This is a genomic window from Mycobacterium sp. WMMD1722 (genome assembly GCF_049315205.1).
Taxonomy (GTDB): domain Bacteria; phylum Actinomycetota; class Actinomycetes; order Mycobacteriales; family Mycobacteriaceae; genus Mycobacterium.
Genome location: NZ_CP186056.1, coordinates 657,634 through 682,200 on the forward strand (window position 1 = coordinate 657,634; position 24,567 = coordinate 682,200).

Annotated in this window: 21 protein-coding genes; 15 read left to right on the forward strand and 6 right to left on the reverse strand. The window is 69.2% G+C overall.

The annotated features are described in order from the left end of the window. Positions 1-25: 25 nt before the first annotated feature. Together lysX and ACN27E_RS03055 are read right to left on the reverse strand one after the other, a co-directional pair. Entirely contained in the window at positions 26-3,340 is a 3,315-nt protein-coding gene (lysX, locus tag ACN27E_RS03050; RefSeq protein ID WP_422746540.1) for a bifunctional lysylphosphatidylglycerol synthetase/lysine--tRNA ligase LysX, read from the reverse strand. A 45-nt stretch (positions 3,341-3,385) separates the two neighbouring features. Continuing rightward, entirely contained in the window at positions 3,386-3,829 is a 444-nt protein-coding gene (locus ACN27E_RS03055) for a DUF1844 domain-containing protein (protein WP_422746541.1), read from the reverse strand. 248 nt (positions 3,830-4,077) lie between these two features. Between ACN27E_RS03055 and infC the strand changes: the two genes are divergently transcribed. Genes infC through ACN27E_RS03075 form a run of 4 tightly spaced genes read left to right on the forward strand, consistent with a single transcriptional unit; the run spans position 4,078 to position 6,095 of the window. Continuing rightward, the gene (infC, locus tag ACN27E_RS03060) at positions 4,078-4,659 is read left to right on the forward strand and encodes a translation initiation factor IF-3 (RefSeq protein WP_422749570.1); all 582 of its coding nucleotides are present in this window, start codon (positions 4,078-4,080) and stop codon (positions 4,657-4,659) included. A 35-nt stretch (positions 4,660-4,694) separates the two neighbouring features. Then, the gene (gene rpmI, locus ACN27E_RS03065) at positions 4,695-4,889 is read left to right on the forward strand and encodes a 50S ribosomal protein L35 (RefSeq protein ID WP_422746542.1); all 195 of its coding nucleotides are present in this window, start codon (positions 4,695-4,697) and stop codon (positions 4,887-4,889) included. Positions 4,890-4,933: 44 nt separating this feature from the next. Next, the gene (gene rplT, locus ACN27E_RS03070) at positions 4,934-5,323 is read left to right on the forward strand and encodes a 50S ribosomal protein L20 (protein WP_422746543.1); all 390 of its coding nucleotides are present in this window, start codon (positions 4,934-4,936) and stop codon (positions 5,321-5,323) included. A gap of 25 nt (positions 5,324-5,348) precedes the next feature. Then, positions 5,349-6,095, forward strand: coding sequence for a TrmH family RNA methyltransferase (locus tag ACN27E_RS03075; RefSeq protein ID WP_422746544.1), 747 nt, complete (start codon positions 5,349-5,351; stop codon positions 6,093-6,095). 3 nt (positions 6,096-6,098) lie between these two features. Here ACN27E_RS03075 and ACN27E_RS03080 read toward each other — a convergent pair whose 3' ends face one another. Beyond that, on the reverse strand, positions 6,099-7,346 hold the full coding sequence (locus ACN27E_RS03080; RefSeq protein ID WP_422746545.1) for an acyl-CoA dehydrogenase family protein: 1,248 nt from the start codon (positions 7,344-7,346) through the stop codon (positions 6,099-6,101). Between the two features lie 5 nt (positions 7,347-7,351). After that, positions 7,352-8,416, reverse strand: coding sequence for an oxygenase MpaB family protein (locus tag ACN27E_RS03085; RefSeq protein ID WP_422746546.1), 1,065 nt, complete (start codon positions 8,414-8,416; stop codon positions 7,352-7,354). A 147-nt stretch (positions 8,417-8,563) separates the two neighbouring features. Here ACN27E_RS03085 and ACN27E_RS03090 point away from each other — a divergent pair, with 147 nt between their 5' ends. The 11 genes from ACN27E_RS03090 (at position 8,564) to argH (ending at position 21,468) form a co-directional block, all read left to right on the forward strand. Then, a complete protein-coding gene (locus ACN27E_RS03090) occupies positions 8,564-9,457 on the forward strand; it encodes an adenylate/guanylate cyclase domain-containing protein (protein ID WP_422746547.1) in 894 nt (297 codons plus the stop codon). 52 nt (positions 9,458-9,509) lie between these two features. After that, on the forward strand, positions 9,510-10,553 hold the full coding sequence (gene pheS / locus ACN27E_RS03095) for a phenylalanine--tRNA ligase subunit alpha (protein ID WP_422746548.1): 1,044 nt from the start codon (positions 9,510-9,512) through the stop codon (positions 10,551-10,553). Continuing rightward, positions 10,553-13,051 carry a phenylalanine--tRNA ligase subunit beta gene (gene pheT, locus ACN27E_RS03100; protein WP_422746549.1) on the forward strand — a complete coding sequence of 833 codons (2,499 nt, stop codon included), beginning with the start codon at positions 10,553-10,555 and terminating at the stop codon, positions 13,049-13,051. The genes pheS and pheT overlap by 1 nt, the downstream gene beginning before the upstream one ends. 66 nt (positions 13,052-13,117) lie before the next feature. Further along, positions 13,118-14,152 carry an N-acetyl-gamma-glutamyl-phosphate reductase gene (gene argC, locus ACN27E_RS03105; protein WP_422746550.1) on the forward strand — a complete coding sequence of 345 codons (1,035 nt, stop codon included), beginning with the start codon at positions 13,118-13,120 and terminating at the stop codon, positions 14,150-14,152. Continuing rightward, a complete protein-coding gene (gene argJ, locus ACN27E_RS03110; protein WP_422746551.1) occupies positions 14,149-15,354 on the forward strand; it encodes a bifunctional glutamate N-acetyltransferase/amino-acid acetyltransferase ArgJ in 1,206 nt (401 codons plus the stop codon). The genes argC and argJ overlap by 4 nt, the downstream gene beginning before the upstream one ends. Beyond that, positions 15,351-16,223, forward strand: a complete 873-nt coding sequence (argB, locus tag ACN27E_RS03115) for an acetylglutamate kinase (RefSeq protein WP_422746552.1) — start codon at positions 15,351-15,353, stop codon at positions 16,221-16,223. The genes argJ and argB overlap by 4 nt, the downstream gene beginning before the upstream one ends. Further along, positions 16,220-17,404, forward strand: coding sequence for an acetylornithine transaminase (locus ACN27E_RS03120; RefSeq protein ID WP_422746553.1), 1,185 nt, complete (start codon positions 16,220-16,222; stop codon positions 17,402-17,404). Before argB ends, ACN27E_RS03120 begins: the two co-directional genes overlap by 4 nt. After that, positions 17,401-18,333: an ornithine carbamoyltransferase gene (gene argF / locus ACN27E_RS03125; protein WP_422746554.1), complete on the forward strand. Its 933-nt coding sequence runs from the start codon at positions 17,401-17,403 to the stop codon at positions 18,331-18,333. Before ACN27E_RS03120 ends, argF begins: the two co-directional genes overlap by 4 nt. Then, entirely contained in the window at positions 18,300-18,809 is a 510-nt protein-coding gene (locus ACN27E_RS03130; protein ID WP_422746555.1) for an arginine repressor, read from the forward strand. The genes argF and ACN27E_RS03130 overlap by 34 nt, the downstream gene beginning before the upstream one ends. Before the next feature lie 14 nt (positions 18,810-18,823). After that, positions 18,824-20,041, forward strand: coding sequence for an argininosuccinate synthase (locus ACN27E_RS03135; RefSeq protein WP_422746556.1), 1,218 nt, complete (start codon positions 18,824-18,826; stop codon positions 20,039-20,041). Continuing rightward, positions 20,038-21,468 carry an argininosuccinate lyase gene (gene argH / locus ACN27E_RS03140; RefSeq protein ID WP_422746557.1) on the forward strand — a complete coding sequence of 477 codons (1,431 nt, stop codon included), beginning with the start codon at positions 20,038-20,040 and terminating at the stop codon, positions 21,466-21,468. Before ACN27E_RS03135 ends, argH begins: the two co-directional genes overlap by 4 nt. Before the next feature lie 3 nt (positions 21,469-21,471). Here the strand turns inward: argH and ACN27E_RS03145 are convergent, their stop codons facing one another. Further along, complete coding sequence (locus ACN27E_RS03145; RefSeq protein WP_422746558.1) at positions 21,472-22,587, reverse strand: transporter substrate-binding domain-containing protein; 1,116 nt, start codon at positions 22,585-22,587, stop codon at positions 21,472-21,474. A gap of 102 nt (positions 22,588-22,689) precedes the next feature. After that, the gene (locus ACN27E_RS03150) at positions 22,690-24,477 is read right to left on the reverse strand and encodes an ABC-F family ATP-binding cassette domain-containing protein (protein ID WP_422746559.1); all 1,788 of its coding nucleotides are present in this window, start codon (positions 24,475-24,477) and stop codon (positions 22,690-22,692) included. Between the last annotated feature and the right edge of the window lie 90 nt (positions 24,478-24,567).

A 24,567-nucleotide genomic window follows, 5' to 3' on the forward strand; every position in this document is an offset into this window, starting at 1 on the left:
GTGCTTCCGTCGCGGTAGGGATCGGCTACCGCGGCTTGGCCAGGGGGAAGGGCAGCGTCTCGCGGATACTGCGGCCGGTGATCAGCATGACCACGCGGTCGACGCCCATCCCGAGACCACCGGTGGGCGGCATCGCGTACTCCATCGCCTGCAGGAAGTCCTCGTCGAGTTCCATCGCTTCCGGATCGCCGCCCGAGGCCAGCAGAGACTGCTCCTCGAGGCGCTTGCGCTGCTCGACCGGATCGGTGAGTTCGCTGTAGGCGGTGCCCAGTTCGACCCCCCAGGCCACCAGATCCCACCGCTCGGCCACGCCGGGGATACTGCGGTGCGGACGGGTCAGCGGCGACACCGAGGTCGGGAAGTCCTTGTAGAACGTCGGCTTCTCGGTGCGGTCCTCCACCAGATGCTCGTACATCTCCAGCACCACGGCGCCGGCGTCCCAGTGCGTCAGGTAGGGGATGCCCGCAGCGTCGGCCAGCTTGCGCAGGACCGGCAATTCGGTGTCGGCGTCGATGTGCTCACCGAGTGCTTCGGACACCGCGCCGTGCACGGTCTTGACCGTCCATTCGCCGGAGATGTCGACCGGTTCGAGAACGCCGCGGTCGCCCGGTCGCAGAAAGACGTGCTCACCGTTGGCGGCCAGCGCCGCATTCTGGATCAGCTCCCGGCACCCGTCGATCCATACGTTGTAGTCGGCGTGCGCCTGATACGCCTCCAGCAGGGTGAATTCGGGGTTGTGGGAGAAGTCGACACCCTCGTTTCGGAAGGCGCGGCCGAGTTCGAAGACCCGCTCGACGCCGCCCACGCACAACCGCTTGAGGTAGAGCTCGGGGGCGATGCGCAGATAGAGGTCGAGGTCGTAGGCGTTGATGTGGGTGAGAAATGGCCGGGCGTTCGCGCCGCCGTGGATCTGCTGCAGGATCGGCGTCTCGACCTCGAGAAAACCTTTGGTGTACAACGTGTCCCGGATCGCGTGCAGGACTCCGCTGCGGGCCCGCACCAGATCGCGTGCCTCGGTGTTGACGGCCAGGTCGACGTACCGGGCCCGCACCCTGGCTTCCTGGTCGGACAGGCCCTTCCATTTGTCGGGCAGCGGGCGCAGGCACTTGCCGGTCAGCCGCCATCGCCGCACCAGCAGCGAGCGGGTGCCCTTCTTGCTGTAGCCCATGTGGCCGGTGGCCTCGATGAGGTCTCCGAGGTCGATGGCCGCGGTGAATTCGGCGGTGGTCCCCTCCTCGAGGGCGGAGTTGTCGAGCAGCAGCTGCACTTCCCCGGACCAGTCACGGAGCTGGGCGAACATCACCCCGCCGTAGTCGCGCAGGCGCAGCACCCGGCCCGCGACCGACAGTTCGACGTCGTCGGCAGCCTCCAGCGCCGCGGCCACGGTGTGGGTCGGCGGTTGCCCCACCGGATACGCGTCCACGCCCTTGGCCTGCAGCGATTTGAGCTTCGCCATCCGCACCCGGACCTGTTCGGGGAGCCGGTGGCGGTCGTCACCGTCGGCCTCGGACTGCAGGGTCGAGACGTCCGGGGCACTGCCGTCGTCGTGCAGGAGACCGCTGGCGACGAGGTTCTCCGGTGCGGCGGTGTGGTGGCCGGTGTGCTGCTCGTTGCGGCGGGAGAACGGCAGCACCAGGAACCCTTCGGCGATGACCGAAGCGACACCCACCCGCGGTACCAGGCGCGCGTCCTCGTAGCAGGCGTACCGCGGCACCCACTCGGGCTGGTACTTCATGTTGGAGCGGTACAGCGTCTCCAACTGCCACCATCGGGAGAAGAACACCAGCAGCCAGCGCCACAGCCGGGCCACCGGGCCTGCGCCCAGCTGGGCGCCCTGTTCGAACGCCGAGCGGAACATCGCGAAGTTGAGCGAGATGCGGGTGACGCCGACGCTCTCGGCCTGCAGGCACAGCTCGCTGACCATCAACTCGATGGTGCCGTTGGGGGACTGCGGGGACCGGCGCATCAGATCCAGCGACGCGCCGTTACCGCCCCACGGCACCAGCGACAGCATCGCCACCACGGTTCCGTCGGTGACATCGCCCTGGATGGCTTCGACCAGGAGGCAGTCGCCGTCGGCCGGATCACCCAGCCGGCCCAGCGCCATCGAGAAGCCGCGTTCGGTCTCGGTGTCCCGCCAGGCGTCGGCCCGGGAGATCACCTGCGCCATCTCCTCTGGGCTGATCTCGCGGTGGCGGCGGATCCGCACCGTCGCACCGGCGCGGCGCGCGCGGGTGACGGCTTGGCGCACTGCCCGCATGTCGGGCCCGGACAGGCGGAAGCTGTCGGGGTGCAGAATCGCCTCGTCGCCGAGCTGGATCGCGTTGAGCCCGGCGGCGCGGAAGCTCTCGGCACCCATCGTGCTGGCGCCCATCACGCCCGGTGCCCAGCCGTAGGTCTCGCACAGCTGCAGCCACGCCTCGATGGCCTGCGGCCACGCCTTGGGGTCGCCGACCGGATCTCCGCTGGCCAGACAGACTCCGACCTCGACGCGGTAGGTGATGGCGGCCCGGCCGTTGGGGGCGAACACCACCGACTTGTCGCGCCGGGTGGCGAAGTAGCCCAGCGAATCGTTCTTGCCGAACAGTTCGAGCAACCCGCGGATGGCCGACTCGTCCTGTCCGGTCAGGGCGTTCTCGGAGCGCTGCGACTGGAACAGCACGATCGCGGCGACCATCAACGCCAGCGCCCCGAACAGACCGAGCAGCGCGTTGATGAGCACATGGGGGTGCTGGCCGTTGAAGGCGTCCGAATCCACTCCGGCGAAGGCGAGCACCCGGTTGGCGGCGTAGCCGAGCCGGTAGTCGCTCTCGAGCGTGCCGGGGAACAGCTCGACCAGCCCCCAGCCGACCAGGATGCCGATGGCCATCCCCGCGGCCAGCACACCGGCGGCCTTGAACAGGGCCCCCCGCCGCACCCGGGCCCAGAATTGTCGTCGGGCCAGCAGCAGGAACGCGATCGCTGCGAGGTGCACGCCCAGGCCGATGACCTCGCCGATGTCCTCGACCACCGATTCGTCGCCGCTGAGCAGGTCGATGACGTTGACCAGGATCGCGGCCACCATGTACAGCAGCAGCACCCACCAGGCGATGCGTTTGCGGGCAGCCAGGGCTGCCGCCAGCAGCGCCAGCACGAACGCCCACGCGAAGCTGGTGTCGGGGAAGTTGAAGATGTAGTCGTTGACGAATTCCCGCGGGGTCCGGATCAGCCCGCGCACCAGCGGTGACACACTCGCCAACAGCGACAGGGTGGCGATGACACCGACCGCCCACCCGGCGGCCGCGGGCACCCAGGAGTATCGGGGGGAGGGCCGCGTCCTCGGCGGGCTGGTGAGGGTCATAGGGCGGGAGGATATTCGCTCGGCGGCCCTAATGTGGGGACGTGATCACCAGACGGGCCCGGTGTACTTCTCGCCGGGGCCCTTACCGGGTTCCTCGGGTGCCGCGCTGGCCTCTCGGAAGGCCAGCTGCAGCGATTTGAGACCGTCGCGCACGGGGCCGGCGTGCGGACCCAGGTATTCCACCGACGCGGTGACCAGACCGGCCAGCGCCGTGATCAGCCGGCGCGCCTCGTCGAGATCACGGTGCGGACTGTCGTCGGGATCCGGGTCGGACAGCCCGAGTTTCTCGGCCGCGGCGCTCATGAGCATGACGGCCGACCGGGTGATCACCTCCACGGCGGGAATATCGGCGAGGTCGCGCGCCGGCGGCGGAGCCGCCGAATCGGGTGCCGGTGGCGGAGCCGCCGAATCGGGCGCCGGTGGCGGAGCCGCCGAATCGGGCGCCGGTGGCGGAGCCGCCGAATCGGGTGGTGTGGGATCATCGGTCATGCCTGCTAGACTGGCATGCGCGACCGTCCTGGCCGACGCCAGGACAGCAAGTGGAGTCCCACTCCCACCGCTGGCCACTTCGGCACAGCGGTCCGGTCACCGGCATCGAGTATGCCGGTTCCGCACCGTTCGGTGCGGGCGGCTAACGCCGTGATCGGTCGGCACCGGGCCCTGCTGATGCAGGGCCTTCGCTCATTACGGGCGGCGGTGGTGGTGGATGGCTCCTGGACCACGACATAGGAGGCCCCATCAGCACTGAGACCCGCATCAACGAGCGCATCCGGGTTCCCGAGGTCCGTCTCATCGGACCCGGTGGTGAACAGGTCGGAATCGTGCGCATCGAAGATGCACTCCGCGTCGCCGCGGATGCCGATCTCGACCTTGTCGAAGTTGCCCCGGACGCCAAGCCGCCCGTGTGCAAGATCATGGACTACGGCAAGTTCAAGTACGAGACGGCACAGAAGGCGCGCGAGTCTCGCAAGAACCAGCAGCAGACCGTCGTCAAGGAACAGAAGCTGCGTCCCAAGATCGATCCGCACGATTACGAGACCAAGAAGGGTCACGTCATCCGCTTCCTCGAAGCCGGATCCAAGGTCAAGGTGACGATCATGTTCCGCGGCCGCGAGCAGTCGCGGCCCGAACTCGGCTTCCGACTCCTGCAGCGGCTCGGCGCCGACGTGGCCGACTACGGCTTCGTCGAGACGTCGGCCAAGCAGGACGGCCGCAACATGACGATGGTGCTGGCCCCGCACCGCGGCGCGAAGACTCGCGCCAAAGCGGCGGAGCAAGCAGAACGTCCCCGTGAGTCGGCCGCCGGCTCGGACGCCTGAGACCCGACCCAACACATACGAACAAGAGGACACCCATGCCCAAGGCCAAGACCCACAGCGGAGCCTCCAAGCGCTTCCGCACCACCGGCTCCGGCAAGATCGTGCGGGAGAAGGCCGGCAAGCGCCACCTGCTCGAGCACAAGGCCACCAAGCGCACCCGCCGGCTCACCGGCCGCACCGAAGTGGCGGCCAACGACACCCGGCGTGTCAAGAAGCTGCTCAACGGCTGACGCGCAGCACCCGACCTTTTCCCCGTACGAGATAGGAACCACCCATGGCACGCGTTAAGCGCGCAGTCAACGCCCAGAAGAAGCGCCGCAGTGTGCTGGAGGCCTCGAAGGGCTACCGCGGACAGCGGTCGCGCCTGTACCGCAAGGCCAAAGAGCAGCAGCTGCACTCCCTCACCTACGCCTACCGCGACCGGCGGGCCCGCAAGGGTGAGTTCCGCAAGCTGTGGATCTCGCGCATCAACGCCGCGGCCCGCGCCAACGACATCACCTACAACCGGCTGATCCAGGGGCTCAAGGCCGCCGGTGTCGAGGTCGACCGCAAGAACCTCGCCGAGATCGCCGTCAGCGATGCGGCGGCGTTCACCGCGCTGGTCGAGGTCGCCAAGGCCGCGCTGCCCGAGGACGTGAACGCACCCTCCGGAGAGGCTGCCTAGCCTGCTCACTGAACGCTCCGCCCGGGTGGCGGCAGCGGTCAAACTCCACCGACACGTCGGACGCCGCCGCGCCGCACGTTTTCTCGCCGAGGGGCCCAACCTCGTCGAGGCCGCGTTGCGGCGCGGTGTCGTGTCCGAGGTGTTCGCGACCGAGGCCGCGGCGCAACGCTTTTCGGCGGTCCTGGCTGACACCGAGGTGCACCTGGTCACCGAGCGCGCGGCGAAAGTGCTGTCCGACACGGTCACCCCGGTCGGACTGGTCGCGGTGTGCCGGATGCCCCAGATCTCCCTCGAGGAGGTGCTGGGTCGCTCGCCGCGGCTGGTCGCCGTGGGCGTGGAAACCTCGGACCCCGGAAACGCCGGCACACTGATCCGGCTGGCCGACGCCATGGGCGCCGACGCGGTGATCCTCGCCGGGGACAGCGTTGATCCGTACAACGCGAAATGTCTGCGCGCCTCAGCGGGCAGCATCTTCGGGGTGTCGGTCGTCGAGGTGCCCGACACCCCCGGATTGATCGCCGCGCTGCGGGGGGCCGGGTTGAGCGTGCTGGCCACCACCCTGGACGGCGAACTGAGTCTCGACGACGCGGATCTGGCCGCCCCGGCGGCGTGGCTGTTCGGCGCGGAGGCACACGGCCTCGCCCCGGAGGTCGCCGCGCTCGCCGACGCCCGGGTGACCATCCCGATGTCAGGCAGCGCCGAGAGCCTCAACGTCGCCGCCGCGGCGGCCATCTGCCTCTATCAGAGCGCCCGCGCGCTGCGCGCAGGTTGACGGCTACCCCTGGGCGTCGCGCAGCAGGCCCTTCGCGACGTGGGTGATCTGCACCTCGTTACTGCCGGCGTAGATCATCAGCGACTTGGCGTCGCGGGCCAGCTGCTCCACCCGGTACTCGGTCATGTAGCCGTTGCCGCCGAAGAGCTGCACCGCGTCCATCGCGACGTCGGTGGCCGCCTGCGAGCAGTACCACTTGATCGCCGAGGCTTCCGGCAGGGAGATCGACACTCCGTTCTCCGACGCCTCGATGACGCGGAACAGCATGTTGCGCACGTTGATCCGGGCCAGCTCCATCTGCGCCAACTTCAGCTGGATCAACTGGAACTGGGTGATCTCCTGGCCCCACAGCTTGCGGTTCTTCGCGTAGTCGACACACAGCCGCAGGCACTCTTCGATCACCCCCAACGCCATCGCGGCCACGCCGATGCGCTCGGCGGAGAAGCTCGACCGGGCGCTGTCGCGGCCGTCCCCGGCCTTGTTGTCCTCGGTTTCGCCGAGCAGGCGGTCACGGCCCAGGCGGACGTTGTTGAAGAACAGCTCACCGGTGCGAGAGGAGTGGATGCCCATCTTGCGGAATGGCTTGGACTGCACGAAGCCCTCCATGCCGCGGTCGAGGACGAACGTCAGCACCTTGCGGTCCCGCTTGTCCACCCCGTCGCCCTCGTCCTCGTTGAGCTTGGCGTACACCACGACCACGTCGGCGTCGGGTCCGTTGGTGATGAAGGTCTTCTGACCGTTGAGGATGTAGTCGTCGCCGTCGCGCACCACGTAGGACTTCATGCCGCCGAACGCATCGGAGCCGGAGTCGGGTTCGGTGATCGCCCAGGCGCCGACCTTCTCGTAGGTGACCAGCTCCGGCAGCCAGCGCTCCTGCTGGGCCAGCGTCCCGCGACTCTGGATGGTCGGCACCGTCAGCCCGAGGCTGACCCCCATGCCGGTCACCAGACCCATCGAGACGCGGCACAGTTCGCTGATCACCACGAAACCCATGCCGCCCTGGCCGCCGCCGAACATGCCGCCACCACCACCGGGCTTCGCCTCGCCGCCCTCGCGCAGCCGGGTCAGCCGCTTGTCCAGCGACTCCTTGGCCATGGCGTCGATCCCGAAGGTCGAGAACAACTTCCGGATGACGGGGTAGGGCTCCATCTCGCCGCTCTCCAGCGCGTCGACGTGCGGACGGATCTCCTTGTCGACGAACTCACGGACGGCATCACGGACGGCGATATCGGTGTCAGACCACTCCAGCATGTCTTTCAGGCTGCCTTATCGCGTCCGCGGGCCGGACGCAGCCCCGCCAGAGAGAACGTCGTGTGCACCAGGGAACCGGCTCTGTCGAGCAGCGTCCGGCGATTCGGGACATAGTGCATGGGCAGTCCGCGTCGTTCCCGCGGTGGGCCCATGAAGGCCGGGGCCTCGACCAGCGGAGCGTCCGCCGGCACCTTCCCCTCGGCCCGACGGTAGGCGGCCAACGCGCGGGGGTGCAGCCGGATCTCGTCGGGCACGGCGACGAACGCGAGCTCGACGAGCTTGCCGGCCACGCGCAGCAGCACTTCGTCACCGGGTGTCCAGCGCATCCCGGCGCGTTCGCGCACGGCGGGGTCGAACAGTCCCGCGGCCACCCAGCGCTGACCGGCCAGCATCGGCCGGAACAGCTGATCCCACACCGGCGTCGGCATCAGGACGAACCACGGCTTCGGGATGCGCAGCGAGAAGATGTCCAGGGTCGCCTGGTTGATCTCGAGTTCTTCGCGGCACTTGCGGTCCCAGTAGTCGCAGAAGTCCTCCCACGACGACGGGACCGGCCGCATGCTCATCCCGTACATCCGGTACCACTGGACGTGCTCGTCGAACAGCTGGCGCTTCTCGGCCTCGGTCAGGCCACCGCAGAAGTACTCGGCGGTCTTGATGATGAGCATGAAGAACGTGGCGTGTGCCCAGTAGAAGGTGTCCGGATTGAGCGCGTGATAGCGCCGGCCCGCACCGTCGGTGCCCTTGATCGTGGCGTGGTAGCTCTTGATCTGCTCCCCGGTCGACGCCGCGCGCTCGCCGTCGTACACCACGCCCATGATCGGGTACACCGACCGGGCCACCCGCTGCAGTGGTTCGCGTTTGAGGATGGAGTGGTCCTCGACACCGGCGCCCAGTTCCGGATACATGTTCTGGATGGCGCCGATCCAGACACCGAGAATCCCGGTGCGCAGATCGCCGAAGTACTTCCAGGTCAGCGATTCCGGCCCGAGGGGATGACGCGGCGTCGGACGCGACCGCAGATCGGTCGGCGGTTCGTCGGACGAGGTCTCGCGCGATCTGACGGTCATCGGGGGTCCTCACACTTCGCCGTGCCGATTGACTGAAGGATAGTGTTGACAACGGGTGTTGTCGATCACCTTCGGCCCTATGTCGTGTCCGGCGCCACCCCGGCGGGTATTTGCCGCCGCAGAAAACGGCGCCCTAGGCTGGCGGACGTGGAGGTCGAATCGTTCGACGAGCGATCCGGCGACGACGCACCTGCCGATGCACGCGCCGATCGTGCGGCGCCGCTACCGGGGTCCCCCGGCCCGTTCGGTTGGCTGCACAAGACCAATCACCGCCCCGACCTCATCGCCCTGCTGCGGCGGGCGCGCAAATCGCTGCCCGGTGATCCGGATTTCGGGGATCCGCTCTCGGTGGACGGGGTCGGCGGCCCGCGGGCCGCGGCGCGGGTGGCCGACCGGCTGCTCGACCGCGAAGCCGCAACCCGCGAGGTGAGTCTGGGCGCGCTGCAGATCTGGCAGGCGGTCACCGAGCGGGTGTCGGGGAAGCCGGCCAATCCCGAGGTGACCCTGGTGTTCAGCGATCTGGTCGGCTTCTCGTCGTGGTCATTGGGCGCCGGCGACGACGCGACCCTCCGCTTGCTGCGCCGCGTCGCACAGGTCTTCGAGCCGCCGCTGCTCGCGGCGGGTGGCCGGATCGTCAAACGGATGGGCGACGGCAGCATGGCCGTGTTCACCGATGCCGGCACGGCGGTCACGGCTGTCCTGACGGCGATGGCGGCCGTGCGGGCTGTCGAGGTCGACGGCTACACCCCGCGGATGCGGGTCGGTGTGCACACCGGGCGGCCGCACCACATCGGGTCGGACTGGCTGGGCATCGACGTCAACGTCGCCGCCCGGGTGATGGAGCGTGCGACCCGCGGCGGACTCGTCGTGTCACAGACCACACTCGACCGGATCTCGCCGGAGGACTTCGCGGCACTCGACGTCGACGCCAAGCGCCAGCGCCGGCAGGTGTTCACCACCAAGCTCGACGGCGTACCCACCGACCTGGCGATGTACCGGCTGCGCCGACGCCGGTCCGCCGAACACCTCGACGAGAACTGACGCCCCGGAAACGGCGTCGGAGCGGGTGCCGGCCATCGCCTATGATCGCCGGGTGGCTGAGCAGCCTGTGGATTTGTCGGATGACGCGCTGACCGAAGCCGTCGACGCGGCTCGTCGCGCGTTCGACCAGGCAGGTGATCTGGACGCGCTGGCCCGCGCGAAGACCGAGCACCTCGGCGACCGGGCGCCGATCGCGCTGGCCCGCCAGGCGCTCGGCGCGCTGCCCAAGGCCGAGCGCGCCGACGCCGGAAAGCGCGTCAACGTCGCGCGCACCGAGGTCCAGCGCAGCTACGACGACCGATTAGGGGCTCTGCGCGCCGAACGCGACGCGGCCGTTCTGGTCGCCGAACGCATCGACGTCACGCTGCCGTCGACCCGTCAACCCGTCGGTGCGCGCCATCCCATCACCATCCTGGCCGAGAACATCGCCGATACGTTCGTTGCGATGGGGTGGGAGCTGGCCGAGGGGCCCGAGGTCGAGACCGAGCAGTTCAACTTCGACGCGCTGAACTTCCCGCCCGACCATCCCGCACGCAGCGAACAAGACACCTTCCACGTGGCGCCCGACGGGTCGCGGCAAGTGCTGCGCACGCACACCTCGCCGGTGCAGATCCGCGCCCTCCTCGAGCGCGAGCTGCCGGTGTACATCATCTCGATCGGGCGCACGTTCCGCACCGACGAACTCGACGCGACCCACACTCCGGTGTTCCATCAGGTCGAAGGACTCGCGGTGGACAAGGGGCTGACCATGGCGAATCTGCGGGGCACGCTCGACGCGTTCGCCCGTGCCCAGTTCGGACCCCAGGGCGGCACCCGGTTGCGTCCGCACTTCTTCCCGTTCACCGAACCGTCGGCGGAGGTGGACGTCTGGTTCCCCAACAAGAAGGGGGGACCGGGCTGGGTCGAGTGGGGCGGCTGCGGCATGGTGAACCCGAATGTGCTGCGGGCCTGCGGTATCGATCCAGAGGTGTACTCCGGCTTCGCCTTCGGGATGGGTCTGGAGAGGACGCTGCAGTTCCGCAACGGAATTCCGGACATGCGCGACATGGTGGAGGGTGACGTGCGCTTCTCACTGCCGTTCGGGGTGGGCGCCTGATGCGGTTGCCGTACAGCTGGTTGCGCGACGTCGTGACTGCCGGCGCTCCCGGCTGGGATCCATCGGTCGAGGATCTCGAGCAGGCCCTGATCCGGATCGGACACGAGGTCGAGGACATCATCCCGGTCGGACCGGTGCGTGGTCCGCTCACCGTCGGCCGGGTCAGCGAGATCGAGGAACTGACCGAGTTCAAGAAGCCGATCCGCGCGGTCAAGGTGGACGTCGGTGAGCCTGCGCCACGCGATATCGTCTGCGGCGCAACGAACTTCGCGGTCGGAGATCTGGTGGTCGTGGCGTTGCCCGGCACAGTGCTGCCGGGTGACTTCACGATCGCCACGCGCAAGACCTATGGGCGCACCTCCGACGGGATGATCTGCTCGGTGGCTGAGATGCGGCTGGGCGCCGACCATTCCGGCATCCTGGTACTGCCGCCGGACACCGCCGAGCCCGGTGCGCCCGCGGCCGACGTGCTCGGACTCGACGACGTCGTCTTCGATCTGGCCATCACGCCGGACCGCGGCTACTGCCTGTCGATCCGCGGCATGGCCCGCGAGATCGCCTGCGCCTACGACCTGGACTTCGTCGACCCCGCCGCCGTCCCGGCCCTGCCCGCCGACGGCGAGGCGCTGCCCGTGACCATCGAACCGGGCACCGGCGTCCAGCGCTTCGGGCTCCGCCCGGTCACCGGCATCGATCCGGCCGCGGTGTCGCCCTGGTGGCTGCAGCGGCGCCTGCTGCTGTCGGGTATCCGGGCGATCTCGCCGGCCGTGGACGTCACGAACTACGTCATGCTCGAGATCGGTCACCCGATGCACGCGCACGACCGCAGCCTGATCAGCGGTGGATTCCGCGTGCGCTTCGCCGAGCCCGGCGAGACGGTGGTGACGCTCGACGATGTGACGCGGCGCCTGGACCCGGCCGACGTGCTGATCGTCGACGACGTCGCGACCGCGGCCATCGGCGGCGTCATGGGGGCCGGGACCACCGAGGTCCGCGACACCACCACCGACGTCCTGCTCGAGGCCGCGGTCTGGGATCCCGCGGCGGTGTCGCGGACCCAGCGGCGCCTGCATCTGGCCAGCGAGGCCGGCCGCCGCTACGAGCGCACCGTCGATCCGGCGATCTCGGTGGCCGCGCTCGACCGCTGCGCCGCGCTGCTCGCCGAAATCGCCGGCGGCACTGTCGAACCCAAGCTCACCGATTGGCGCGGGGATCCGCCCCGCGACGACTGGTCGCCGGTGCCGGTCGCCATGGCGATCGATCGGCCCGACCGGACGGCCGGTGTGGACTATCCGGCGGGTACCACCGAGCGGCGCCTCACCCAGATCGGCGCCCGCGTGACCGTGGACGGTGACCGGGTGACCGCCGTACCGCCGAGCTGGCGGCCCGATCTGCGCCAGCCGGCCGACCTGGTCGAGGAGGTGCTGCGCCTCGAAGGCCTCGAGAAGGTTCCCTCGGTGCTGCCGCCCGCACCTGCCGGCCGGGGCCTGACCCCCTCGCAGAAGCGCCGCCGGGCGATCGGCAAATCGCTGGCCCTCGGCGGATACGTCGAGATCCTGCCCACGCCGTTCCTGCCGGCGGGCATCTTCGATCTGTGGGCCCTGCCCGCCGAGGACCCCCGGCGCTCGGCCGCCCGGGTGCTCAACCCGCTGGAGGCCGACCGTCCGGAGCTGGCCACCACGCTGCTGCCCGGATTGCTGGAGGCATTGAGCCGCAACGTCTCCCGCGGCGCCGTCGACACCGCGCTGTTCGCTGTCGCCCAGGTGGTCGAGCCGACCGACCGGACCCGGCCCGTCGAGCGCATCCCCAACGACCGCAGACCGACCGACGAGGAGATCGCCACCCTCGATGCGTCGCTGCCCCGCCAGCCCCAGCACGTCGGCATGGTCCTGACCGGAATGCGCGAACCGGCCGGACCGTGGGGGCCGGGGCGCCCGGTCGAGGCCCGCGACGCATTCGAGGCGGTGCAGATCGTGGCGCGCGCCGCCGGGGTCGAGCTGACCCTGCGCGCCGCCCAGTACCTGCCGTGGCATCCGGGCCGCTGCGCCGAGGTGGTCGTGGGTGACGCCGACCGCGGAATCGTCGTCGGACACGCCGGCCAGCTGCATCCGGCGGTGATCGAGCGGTCGGGTCTGCCGAAGGGTACGTGCGCGGTGGAGATCGACCTCGACGCGGTGCCGTTGACCGAGCGACTGCCCGCCCCGCGGGTGTCGCCGTTCCCGGCGGTGTTCCAAGACGTGAGCCTGATCGTCGCCGACGAAGTGGCGGCCCAGCGCGTCGTCGACGCGGTGCGCGCCGGTGCGGGCGAGCTGCTCGAAGACGTCCGGTTGTTCGACGTCTACACCGGTCCGCAGGTCGGAGAGGGCCGTAAGTCGCTGACGCTGGCGCTGCGGTTCCGGGCCGCGGACCGGACGCTCACCGAGGACGAGGCGAGTGCAGCCCGGGACGCGGCCGTACAGTCCGCGGCCGACCGCGTCGGCGCCGTCCAACGGCGCTGATGGCGCTGTTCCGGACGACGCATAATGAGTTTGCAGATAGATGCATAACCATGCAGAATCGTCGGTATGACACGTGTCGCCGTGGCCGGAGCGAGCGGATACGCCGGTGGTGAGATCCTGCGGCTGTTACTCGGCCACCCCGCCTATGCCGACGGGCGGCTGACCCTCGGAGCGCTGACCGCGGCCGGCAGTGCGGGCACCCCGCTCGCCGATCACCATCCCCACCTGCTCCCGCTGGCCGGGCGCGTCCTGGAGCCGACCGACGTGGACGTGCTGGCCGGCCACGACGTCGTGTTCCTGGCCCTCCCGCACGGACATTCCGCGGAACTGGCCGCCCAGCTCGGTGACGAGGTGCTCATCGTCGACTGTGGCGCCGACTTCCGCCTGACCGACGCCGCAGCCTGGGAACGGTTCTACGGGTCCGCCCACGCCGGCAGCTGGCCCTACGGTCTGCCCGAATTGCCCGGGGCGCGGGAGCGGCTGACCGGCGCCACCCGCATCGCGGTGCCCGGCTGCTATCCCACCGCCGCACTGCTGGCCCTGCTGCCCGCCGTCGCCGAGGATCTGATCGAACCCGCGGTCACCGTGGTGGCGGTCAGTGGCACGTCGGGTGCCGGCCGTGCCGCCAAGACCGACCTGCTCGGCTCGGAGGTCATCGGCTCCGCCCGCGCCTACAACGTCGGCGGCAAGCACCGGCACACCCCGGAGATCGCCCAGGGGTTGCGCGGTGTCACCGACCGCGAGGTCACCGTGTCTTTCACCCCGGTGCTCATCCCCACCTCGCGCGGCATCCTGGCCACCTGCACCGCGCGGACCGACGCGCCGCTGTCCCAGCTGCGAGCCGCTTACGAAAAGGCATACGACTCAGAGCCGTTCATTCATCTCCTGCCCGAAGGGCAGCTGCCCAAGACGGGCGCGGTGATCGGTAGCAACGCTGCCCAGATCGCGGTCGCGGTGGACGAGGACGCCAGCACCTTCGTGGCGATCGCGGCGATCGACAACCTGGTCAAGGGGACCGGCGGCGCTGCCGTGCAGTCGATGAACCTCGCCCTGGGCTGGCCCGAGACCGAGGGCCTGTCGATCGTGGGAGTCGCGCCGTGACGGGATCCGCTGCGCTGGTGCGCACCCAGGGCGTCACCGCACCCGCCGGATTCCGTGCCGCGGGGATCGCCGCGGGGATCAAGGCCTCCGGCGCGCCGGACCTCGCCCTGGTGGTCAACGAGGGGCCCGACCACGCTGCCGCGGGCGTGTTCACCCGCAACCAGGTGCAGGCGGCGCCGGTGCTGTGGAGCCGGCAGGTGCTGACTACCGGCCGGTTGCGGGCGGTGATCCTCAATTCCGGCGGCGCCAACGCCTGCACCGGCCCCCTGGGCTTCCAGGACGCGCACGCCACCGCCGAAGCCGTGGCCGCGGCCCTGTCGGACTGGGGCACCGAGACCGGCGCCATCGAGGTGGCCGTCTGCTCCACCGGTCTGATCGGTGACCGGTTGCCGATGGACAAGGTGCTTGCCGGCGTCACCGAGATCGTCCACGAGATGGCGGGCGGGCTCACCGGCGGCGACGAGGCCGCGCGCGCCATCATGACCACCGACACGGTGCCCAAACAGGTCGCGCTGCACCATCCCGGCGGCTGGACGGTCGGCGGAATGGCCAAAGGGGCGGGCATGATCGCGCCCTCGCTGGCCACCATGCTCTGCGTGCTGACCACCGACGCGGCGGTCGACGCGGCAGCGCTCGACACCGCTTTGCGCCGCGCGTCGGCACGCACCTTCGACCGCCTCGACATCGACGGCAGCTGCTCGACCAACGACACGGTGCTGATGCTCGCGTCCGGTGCCAGCGAGATCGCACCCAGCCAGGAAGACCTAGACGAGGCGGTGCTGCGGGTCTGTCACGACCTCTGCGCGCAGATGCAGGGTGACGCCGAAGGCGTGACCAAGCGGATCGCCATCACCGTCACAGGCGCCCCGTCGGAGGACGACGCACTGACCGCGGCGCGGATGCTGGCCCGCGACAGCCTGGTCAAGACGGCGATGTTCGGCTCCGACCCCAACTGGGGACGGGTGCTCGCGGCTGTCGGCATGGTGCCGTTCACCATCGATCCGCAACGGATCGTGGTGTCCTTCAACGGATTCCCCACGTACGCCGACGGCGCCGGTACGCCCGCCGCGCGCGAGGTCGACCTGTCGGGTCCGGACATCGACATCGCCGTCGACCTCGGTCTGGGCGCGGGGGAGGCCACCGTGCGCACCACCGACCTGTCCCACGCCTACGTCGAAGAGAACTCGGCCTACAGCTCATGAGCGCACCCACCCAGACCAGAGCGCAGGTGCTCGCCGCGGCACTGCCCTGGCTCAAGCAGCTCAACGGCAAGATCGTGGTCGTCAAATACGGCGGCAACGCGATGACCGACGACACCCTCAAGGCCGCGTTCGCCGCCGACATGGTGTTCCTGCGCAATTGCGGCATCAAACCCGTCGTCGTCCACGGCGGCGGTCCGCAGATCAGCGCGATGCTCAAACGGCTCGGCATCCCCGGCGAATTCAAGGGCGGCTTCCGGGTCACCACCCCCGAGGTGCTCGACATCGCGCGGATGGTGCTGTTCGGCCAGGTCGGCCGGGAGCTGGTCGGCCTGATCAACGCGCACGGCCCGTACGCCGTCGGCATCACCGGTGAGGATGCCCATCTGTTCACCGCGGTCCGCCGCAGCGTCACGGTCGAGGGCGTCGCCACCGACATCGGGCTGGTCGGCGATGTCGAGAAGGTCAACGCCGGCTCGCTGCTCGATCTCATTGCGGCAGGCCGCATCCCGGTGGTGTCCACGATCGCCCCGGACGTCGACGGCGTTGTGCACAACATCAACGCCGACACGGCTGCGGCCGCCCTGGCCTCCGCACTCGGTGCCGAGAAGCTGGTGATGCTCACCGACATCGAGGGCCTCTACACCGACTGGCCCAACCGCGATTCGCTGGTCAGCCAGATCGATACCACCACACTCGCGGAGTTGTTGCCCCGCCTGGAATCCGGCATGGTGCCCAAGATCGAGGCCTGTCTGCGCGCGGTGAACGACGGTGTTCCCAGCGCGCATGTCATCGACGGCCGCGTCGAGCACTGCGTGCTGGTCGAACTGTTCACCGACGAAGGGACCGGCACGAAGGTGGTCAGCGCATGACTCACACCCTGCAGGACCGCTGGGACGCGGTGATGATGAACAACTACGGCACCCCGCCGCTGGCCTTGGCCAGCGGTGCCGGCGCCATGGTCACCGACACCGACGGCAAGACCTATGTCGATCTGCTGGGCGGTATCGCGGTCAACGTGCTGGGGCACGGTCACCCGGCGGTCATCGACGCGGTGACCCGGCAACTCCAGACACTCGGGCACACCTCGAATCTGTACGCCACCGAGCCGGCGATCGCACTGGCCGAGGCGCTGGTCGGGCATCTCGGTGCTCCGGCCCGGCTGTTCTTCTGCAACTCCGGAACCGAGGCCAACGAGGTCGCCTTCAAGATCACCCGGCTGACCGGGCGCACGAAGATCGTCGCCGCACAGAACGCGTTCCACGGCCGCACCATGGGATCGCTCGCGCTGACGGGGCAACCCGCCAAGCAGGCGCCGTTCGAACCGCTGCCGGGCCATGTCGTGCACGTGCCCTACGGAGACGCATCGGCACTGACCGACGCCGTAGACGACCAGACCGCCGCGGTGTTCCTCGAGCCGATCATGGGGGAGGGCGGCGTCGTCGTTCCGCCGGCCGGCTATCTGGCCGCCGCCCGGGAGATCACCAGCGCGCACGGCGCCCTGCTCGTGCTCGACGAGGTGCAGACCGGAATGGGCCGCACCGGCGCGTTCTTCGCCCATCAGCACGACGGCGTGGTCCCCGACGTGATCACGCTGGCCAAGGGGCTCGGTGGTGGTCTGCCGATCGGCGCCTGCCTGGCCGTCGGCGCGACCGGTGATCTGCTCACCCCCGGACTGCACGGCAGCACCTTCGGTGGCAATCCGGTGTGCGCCGCCGCCGCCCTGGCGGTGCTGCGCGTGCTGGCCGACGATGACCTCATCGGGCGGGCCGAGGTGCTCGGCAAGACGCTGCACCACGGCATCGAGTCGATCGGGCACCCGCTGGTGGACCACGTCCGCGGCCGGGGCCTGCTATGCGGTGTCGCGTTGAACGCACCCGCGGCCAAACAGGCCGAGGCCGCGGCGCGCGAGGCCGGGTTCCTCGTCAACGCGGCCGCACCCGACGTCGTTCGGCTGGCGCCCCCGCTGGTCATCACCGAATCGCAGATCGACGAATTCCTCGGTGCGCTACCTGGCGTACTCGACCGTGCCGCCGAGGAGGTCGGCCGATGAGACACTTCCTGCGCGACGACGACCTGACCCCCGACGAACAGGCCGAGGTGCTGGCCCTGGCGGCCGAGATGAAGAAGGATCCGCTGCTGCACCGCCCGCTGGCCGGGCCGAGGGCGGTCGCGGTGATCTTCGACAAGAACTCCACCCGTACCCGGTTCTCCTTCGAGGTGGGGGTCGCCCAGCTCGGCGGACACGCCATCGTGGTGGACGGACGCAGCACCCAGCTCGGCCGTGAGGAGACACTGGAGGACACCGGAAAGGTGTTGTCCCGCTACGTCGATGCGATCGTGTGGCGCACATTCGCCCAGGAGCGGTTGACCGCGATGGCCGCCGGTGCCACGGTTCCGGTGGTCAACGCACTGTCCGACGAATTCCACCCGTGCCAGGTGCTCGCCGATCTCCAGACCCTCGCCGAGCGGCGCGGTGCGCTTCCGGGCCTGCGGATGAGTTACTTCGGCGACGGCGCGAACAACATGGCCCACTCGCTGATGCTCGGCGGCGTGACCGCCGGTATGCACGTCACCATCGCCGCGCCACGCGGATTCGAACCGCATCCGATGTTCGTCGCGGCCGCCGAGGAACGGGCCGCGCTGACCGGGGCGTCGGTTTCGCTGACGACCGATCCGCACCAGGCTGCCGACGGCGCCGATGTCCTGGTGACCGACACCTGGACCTCGATGGGCCAGGAGAACGACGGCCTCGACCGCGTCCGCCCGTTCCGCCCGTTCCAGGTCAACGCCGGACTGCTCGACCGAGCCGACCCGGATGCCGTTGTCCTGCACTGCCTTCCCGCGCACCGCGGCCACGAGATCACCGACGACGTCCTGGACGGGCCGAACAGCGCCGTGTGGGACGAGGCCGAGAACCGGCTGCACGCACAGAAGGCGCTGCTGGTGTGGTTGCTCGAACGCAGCGCAGTCGAGCCGTGACTTCCGCGGCGACCCGGGCGGGACGGCAGGCGCGCATCGTGGCGCTGCTGTCGGCCCATTCGGTACGCAGCCAGAGTGAGCTGGCCGCGATGCTCGCCGACGAGGGCATCGACGTCACCCAGGCGACGCTGTCGCGCGACCTCGAGGAACTCGGGGCGGTCAAGTTGCGTGGCGCCGACGGCGGGGTCGGGGTGTACGTGGTGCCGGAAGACGGCAGTCCGGTCCGCGGGGTCACCGGGGGAACCGAACGCGTCACCCGTCTGCTCGGCGATCTGCTGGTGTCGACCGATGCCAGCGGCAACCTCGCCGTGCTACGCACGCCGCCCGGTGCGGCGCACTACCTGGCCAGCGCGATGGACCGCGCCGCGCTGCCCTACGTGGTCGGCACCATCGCCGGCGACGACACCATCCTGGTGGTGGCCCGCGAACCCATGACGGGTGCGGAGCTGGCCGCCACCATCGAGAACCTGAGATAAGAGGAGAGCTAGTCGTGTCTGCCCATTCGACGTCCGAGCGCGTCATCCTGGCGTACTCCGGAGGTCTGGACACCTCCGTGGCGATCAGCTGGATCGGCAAGGAGACCGGCCGCGAGGTGGTGGCCGTCGCGATCGATCTCGGTCAGGGCGGCGAGGACATGGACGTGGTGCGGCAGCGCGCCATGGACTGTGGCGCCGTCGAAGCCGTCGTCGTCGACGCCCGCGACGAGTTCGCCGAGCAGTACTGCCTACCCGCCATCCAGTCCAACGCCCTCTACATGGATCGCTATCCGCTGGTGTCGGCGCTGAGCCGGCCGCTGATCGTCAAACACCTCGTCGATGCCGCGCGGGAACACGGCGGCGGCATCGTCGCCCACGGTTGCACCGGTAAGGGCAACGACCAGGTCCGGTTCGAGGTGGGTTTCGCTTCGCTGGCACCGGATCTCGAGGTTCTTGCGCCGGTTCGCGACTACGCCTGGACTCGGGAGAAGGCGATCGCGTTCGCCGAGGAGAACGCGATCCCGATCAACGTCACCAAACGCTCGCCGTTCTCGATCGACCAGAACGTGTGGGGCCGAGCCGTCGAAACCGGCTTCCTCGAGCATCTGTGGAACGCCCCGACCAAGGACGTCTACGACTACACCGAGGATCCGACGATCAACTGGAACACCCCCGACGAGGTGGTCGTCGGGTTCGAGGCGGGTGTGCCGGTGTCCATCGACGGCCGCGACGTCACGGTGTTGCAGGCGATCGAGGAACTCAACCGCCGCGCCGGCGCACAGGGCGTGGGACGGCTCGACGTCGTCGAGGATCGACTGGTGGGCATCAAGAGCCGCGAGATCTACGAGGCGCCGGGTGCGATGGTGTTGATCACCGCCCACACCGAACTCGAACACGTCACGCTGGAACGCGAGCTCGGCCGATTCAAACGCACCACCGACCAGAAGTGGGGTGAGCTGGTCTACGACGGCCTGTGGTTCTCGCCGCTGAAGACCGCCCTCGAGTCGTTCGTCGCCAAGACCCAGGAGCATGTGACCGGCGAGATCCGGATGGTGCTGCACGGTGGACACATCGCGGTCAACGGTCGCCGCAGTGCCGAATCGCTGTACGACTTCAACCTGGCCACCTACGACGAGGGTGACACGTTCGACCAGTCCTCGGCCAAGGGCTTCGTGCACGTGCACGGCTTGTCGTCGAGCATCTCCGCCCGTCGGGACCTCGGCATCCGATGACTTCCGAACAGCGGGGCAGCACCAACGAGGGCTCGCTGTGGGGCGGCCGGTTCGCCGACGGCCCCGCGGATCCGCTGGCCGCGCTGAGCAAGTCCACGCACTTCGACTGGGTGCTGGCGCCGTACGACATCGCGGCGTCGAAAGCCCATGCCCGGGTGCTGTTCTCGGCCGGTCTGCTCACCGAGGACCAGCGTGACGGTCTCCTCGCCGGTCTCGACGACCTCGGGTCCGACGTCGCCGACGGCAGCTTCGGCCCACTGGTCACCGACGAGGACGTCCACGGTGCGCTGGAGCGCGGGCTGATCGATCGGGTCGGCCCCGAACTGGGCGGCCGGCTGCGGGCCGGCCGGTCACGCAACGACCAGGTGGCCACCCTGTTCCGGGCGTGGTTGCGCGACGCCGTGCGTCGCGTCGCCGGCGGGGTGCTCGACGTGGTGGACGCCCTCGCGACCCAGGCGGCTGCGCAACCGACGGCGATCATGCCCGGCAAGACCCATCTGCAGTCGGCGCAGCCGGTGCTGCTCGCCCATCATCTGCTCGCACACGCCCATCCGCTGCTGCGCGACGTCGACCGGCTGGCCGATTTCGACGCCCGGGCCGCGGTGTCGCCGTACGGGTCGGGGGCGTTGGCCGGTTCGTCGCTGGGACTCGACCCCGACGCGATCGCCGCCGAACTCGGCTTCGACACCGCCGCGGACAATTCCATCGACGCCACGGCGGCAAGGGATTTCGCGGCCGAGGCAGCGTTCGTCCTGGCCATGATCGGCGTCGACCTGTCCCGGCTGGCCGAAGATGTGATCCTGTGGAGCACCACGGAATTCGGCTACGTCGAACTGCACGACGCCTGGTCGACCGGCAGCTCGATCATGCCGCAGAAGAAGAATCCCGACATCGCCGAACTGGCTCGCGGTAAATCCGGGCGCCTGATCGGCAACCTGACCGGTCTGCTCGCGACGCTCAAGGCGCAGCCATTGGCTTACAACCGGGACCTGCAGGAGGACAAGGAGCCGGTCTTCGATTCGGTGGCCCAGCTCGAACTGCTGTTGCCGGCGGTGGCTGGTCTGATCGCCACGCTGCGGTTCGACGTCGATCGGATGGCCGCCCTGGCACCGCTGGGCTACACGCTGGCCACCGACGTGGCGGAGTGGCTGGTGCGCCGCGGCGTCCCGTTCCGGGTGGCGCACGAGGCGGCCGGTGCCGCCGTGCGCGCCGCCGAAGCCCGCGGCGTCGGCCTGGAGGACCTCGAGGACGCCGAGCTGACCGGCATCCACCCCGAACTCACCGGCGAGGTGCGCGACGTGCTGACCATCGAGGGTTCGGTCAACTCCCGCGACGCCCGCGGCGGTACCGCGCCGGTGCAGGTCGCCAAGCAGCTCGGGGTGGTCCGCGAATCCGCCGACCGATTGCGGGCTCACCTGCGCGGATAGTGGTTATCCGGCGGTGTCCGAGACACTGTCGCCGAGCCATTTCTTCACGATCGCGTCATAGGTCCCGTCCTCACGGATCTCCAGGAGTGTCTGATCGATCGGCTGCCGCAGCGGATTGTCCCGGCTCATCGCGAATCCGTAGTCGTCGTCGTCGAAAACGGGGCCCGTGGTCGCGGCCACGCCGGCGCCGGTGTGAGCGATGTAATAGCGGAGCACCGGCGAATCGAACACGACCGCATCGAACCTGTCCTCCCGCAGACCGTCGTAGCACTCGTCGATGGCGGTCACCTCGGTCGCCGCGACATCGATTGACTGAAGATATTGCACAGCGGTCGTTCCGGCGACGGTGCACACCGCCTTGTCATAGAGATCCGCCGGCCCCTTGATCTGGGTGTCGAGGCGCTGGACGGTCAGGGCGCTGGTCAGGTTTGCGGTGTAGAAGGCGGCGAAGATGATGGCGACGAAGGCCCACACGATCGCAATCGACCGTCCGATCCAGTGCCGGGGGGAGCTATCTCCCTGCGCCGCAAGCGACGCCAGACCCCAGCCGTAGGCGTTGAAGATGCCGGGGAAGTAGGAGCGCGACACCGAGGGGTCGGCGTGTCGGCGTTCGACCAGCCAGACCAGGTGTGCGGGAACGATGGTCACGACGAGTGCGACCATCAGGAAGGTCAGCATCGTCTTGGAGAACAACAGTTTGAGAAAGTCGACTATCCCGGGGGAGGTGTCGGCCGGTGTCCGCGCAGGCACCATGATCTGCAGTCCGGCGTCGAAGAACGGCTGCGAGAAGTCGAAGCGTGCGGTGCGTTCGGAGGTGACGGTCAACGCGCTCGCCGCGACGTCCGCCTCCCCGGCAGCGATCGTCTGCAACTGTTCGTCGGGGGAGTCGTCCACGATCCAACGGGTGGTCCAACCCTGTCGCTTGGAGATCTCGGCCCACAGGTCGATGGTGAAGCCGGTCCATCCGTCGCCCACTGCCATCACGAACGGTGGCATCGGCGCGATCGACACCGTCACGGTGCGCGGCTCCGCCGCTGCCGGCGCCGCCAATGCCGGTGCACCCGCGATCACGCCAACCAGCAGGACGACCCCGACCAGCGCGCGCCACCGAAGACCCACGGCGCCTACTCTCTCATTCGACCATCAGACGGTGACAAGAATAGGCAGACCAAGTCGCTGTTGGTCGGCCAACGCGGGCCAAGCCGGTGGCTGGTTGCAGGGCTAACCGATCTGCTCGGTCAGCTCGAACCAGCGTCCCTCGACCTCGGTGACTTCGTCTTCCATGGCGCGGATGGCGGCCATCTCGACGGCCAGTCCCTGGAAGTCGGACTGGTCGTGGTCGGCCAATGCGGTACGCGCGCCGTCGATTTGGGCCTGCAACTTCTCCAGCCGACGCTCGAGTGCGGCGACCTCCTTCTGTGCCGCCCGCAGCTCTGCGCCGGACAGCCCGGCCGGTTCGTCGGCGGCGACGGGGGCTGGGCCGGTCTCATCGGCGTGGGCGGCCCGCAGTCGCAGGTATTCGTCGACGCCACCGGGCAGGTGCCGCAGTCTGCCGCCGAGGATGCCGTACTGCTGATCGGTGACCCGCTCGAGGAAATACCGGTCGTGGCTGACGACGATGAGCGTGCCCGGCCAGGAGTCGAGCAGATCCTCCATGGCGGCGAGCATGTCGGTGTCCAGGTCGTTGGTCGGCTCGTCGAGGATCAGCACATTGGGCTGGGACAGCAGGATGAGCAACAGCTGCAGGCGGCGCTGCTGGCCGCCGGAGAGATCCTTGACCGGCGTGGACAACTGGGCACTGGAGAATCCGAGCCGTTCCAGCAGCTGACCCGGTGTCAGTTCCTGGGCCTTGGCGCCGGATCCGAACGTGTAGGTGGTGCGCAGGCTGTCCAAGACGATCCGCACCGGATCGTCCAGATGGGGCTGCAGTTCGTCGAGGGTCTGGGTCAGGGTGGCGACCTTGACGGTCTTTCCGTGTTTGACCCGGCCCGCGGTCGGGGCCACCGCACCGTTGATCAGACCGAGCAGCGTCGACTTGCCGGCTCCGTTGACGCCCAGGATGCCGGTGCGCTCACCCGGAGCGAGGCGCCACTCGACCCCGTGCAGGACCTCGCGGTCGCCGTAGGACACCGACACGTCGAGCAGATCGACCACCTGCTTGCCCAGCCGGGTGACCGCCAGCGACTGCAGGGCGACCCTGTCGCGGATCTCGGGCACATCGGCGATCAGAGCGTTGGCCGCGTCGATCCGGAACTTCGGCTTCGACGTCCGAGCCGGCGCGCCGCGGCGCAGCCACGCCAACTCCTTGCGGGCGAGGTTCTGGCGGCGGGCCTCGACCGCGGCCGCCTGCCGGTCTCGTTCCACCCGCTGCAGGATGTAGGCCGCGTACCCGCCGTCGAACGGTTCGACGATGCGGTCGTGCACCTCCCAGGTCACCGTGCACACCTCGTCGAGGAACCAGCGGTCGTGCGTGACCACCAGCAGTCCGCCGGCCGACGGGGACCAGCGTCGCTTGAGATGCTCGGCCAGCCAGGTGATGGCCTCGACATCGAGGTGGTTGGTGGGCTCGTCGAGGGCGAGCACGTCGTGATCGCCGGCCAGCAGGCGGGCCAGTGACACCCGGCGGCGCTGCCCTCCCGACAACGTGCTCACCGGCGCGTCCCAGGACAGGTCTCCGAGTAGCCCGCCGATGACGTCGCGTCCGCGCGGATCCCCGGCCCAGACGTGCTCCGGGGTGTCACCGACCACGGCATGCCCGACGGTGTCGGTGTCGTCGAGGTGGTCGCCCTGTTCGAGCACCCCGATCTGCACCCCGCCCCGCACCGTCACCCGTCCCGAGTCGGGGCGACGACGACCGGCCAACATGGCCAGCAGGCTGGATTTGCCGTCGCCGTTGCGGCCGACGATTCCGATGCGGTCGCCTTCGTTGACCCCGAGGGACACCGCGTCGAAGACGACTTTGGTGGGGTATTCGAGATGAAGGGTTTCAGCCCCGAGCAGATGCGCCATGTCTCCTCCAGGCTATGCGGACGCGGCGCTGCGGATACACGGCGGCCGATCGAGGCTGCTGTGCCATGATGACCAGGCACTAGACGCGAA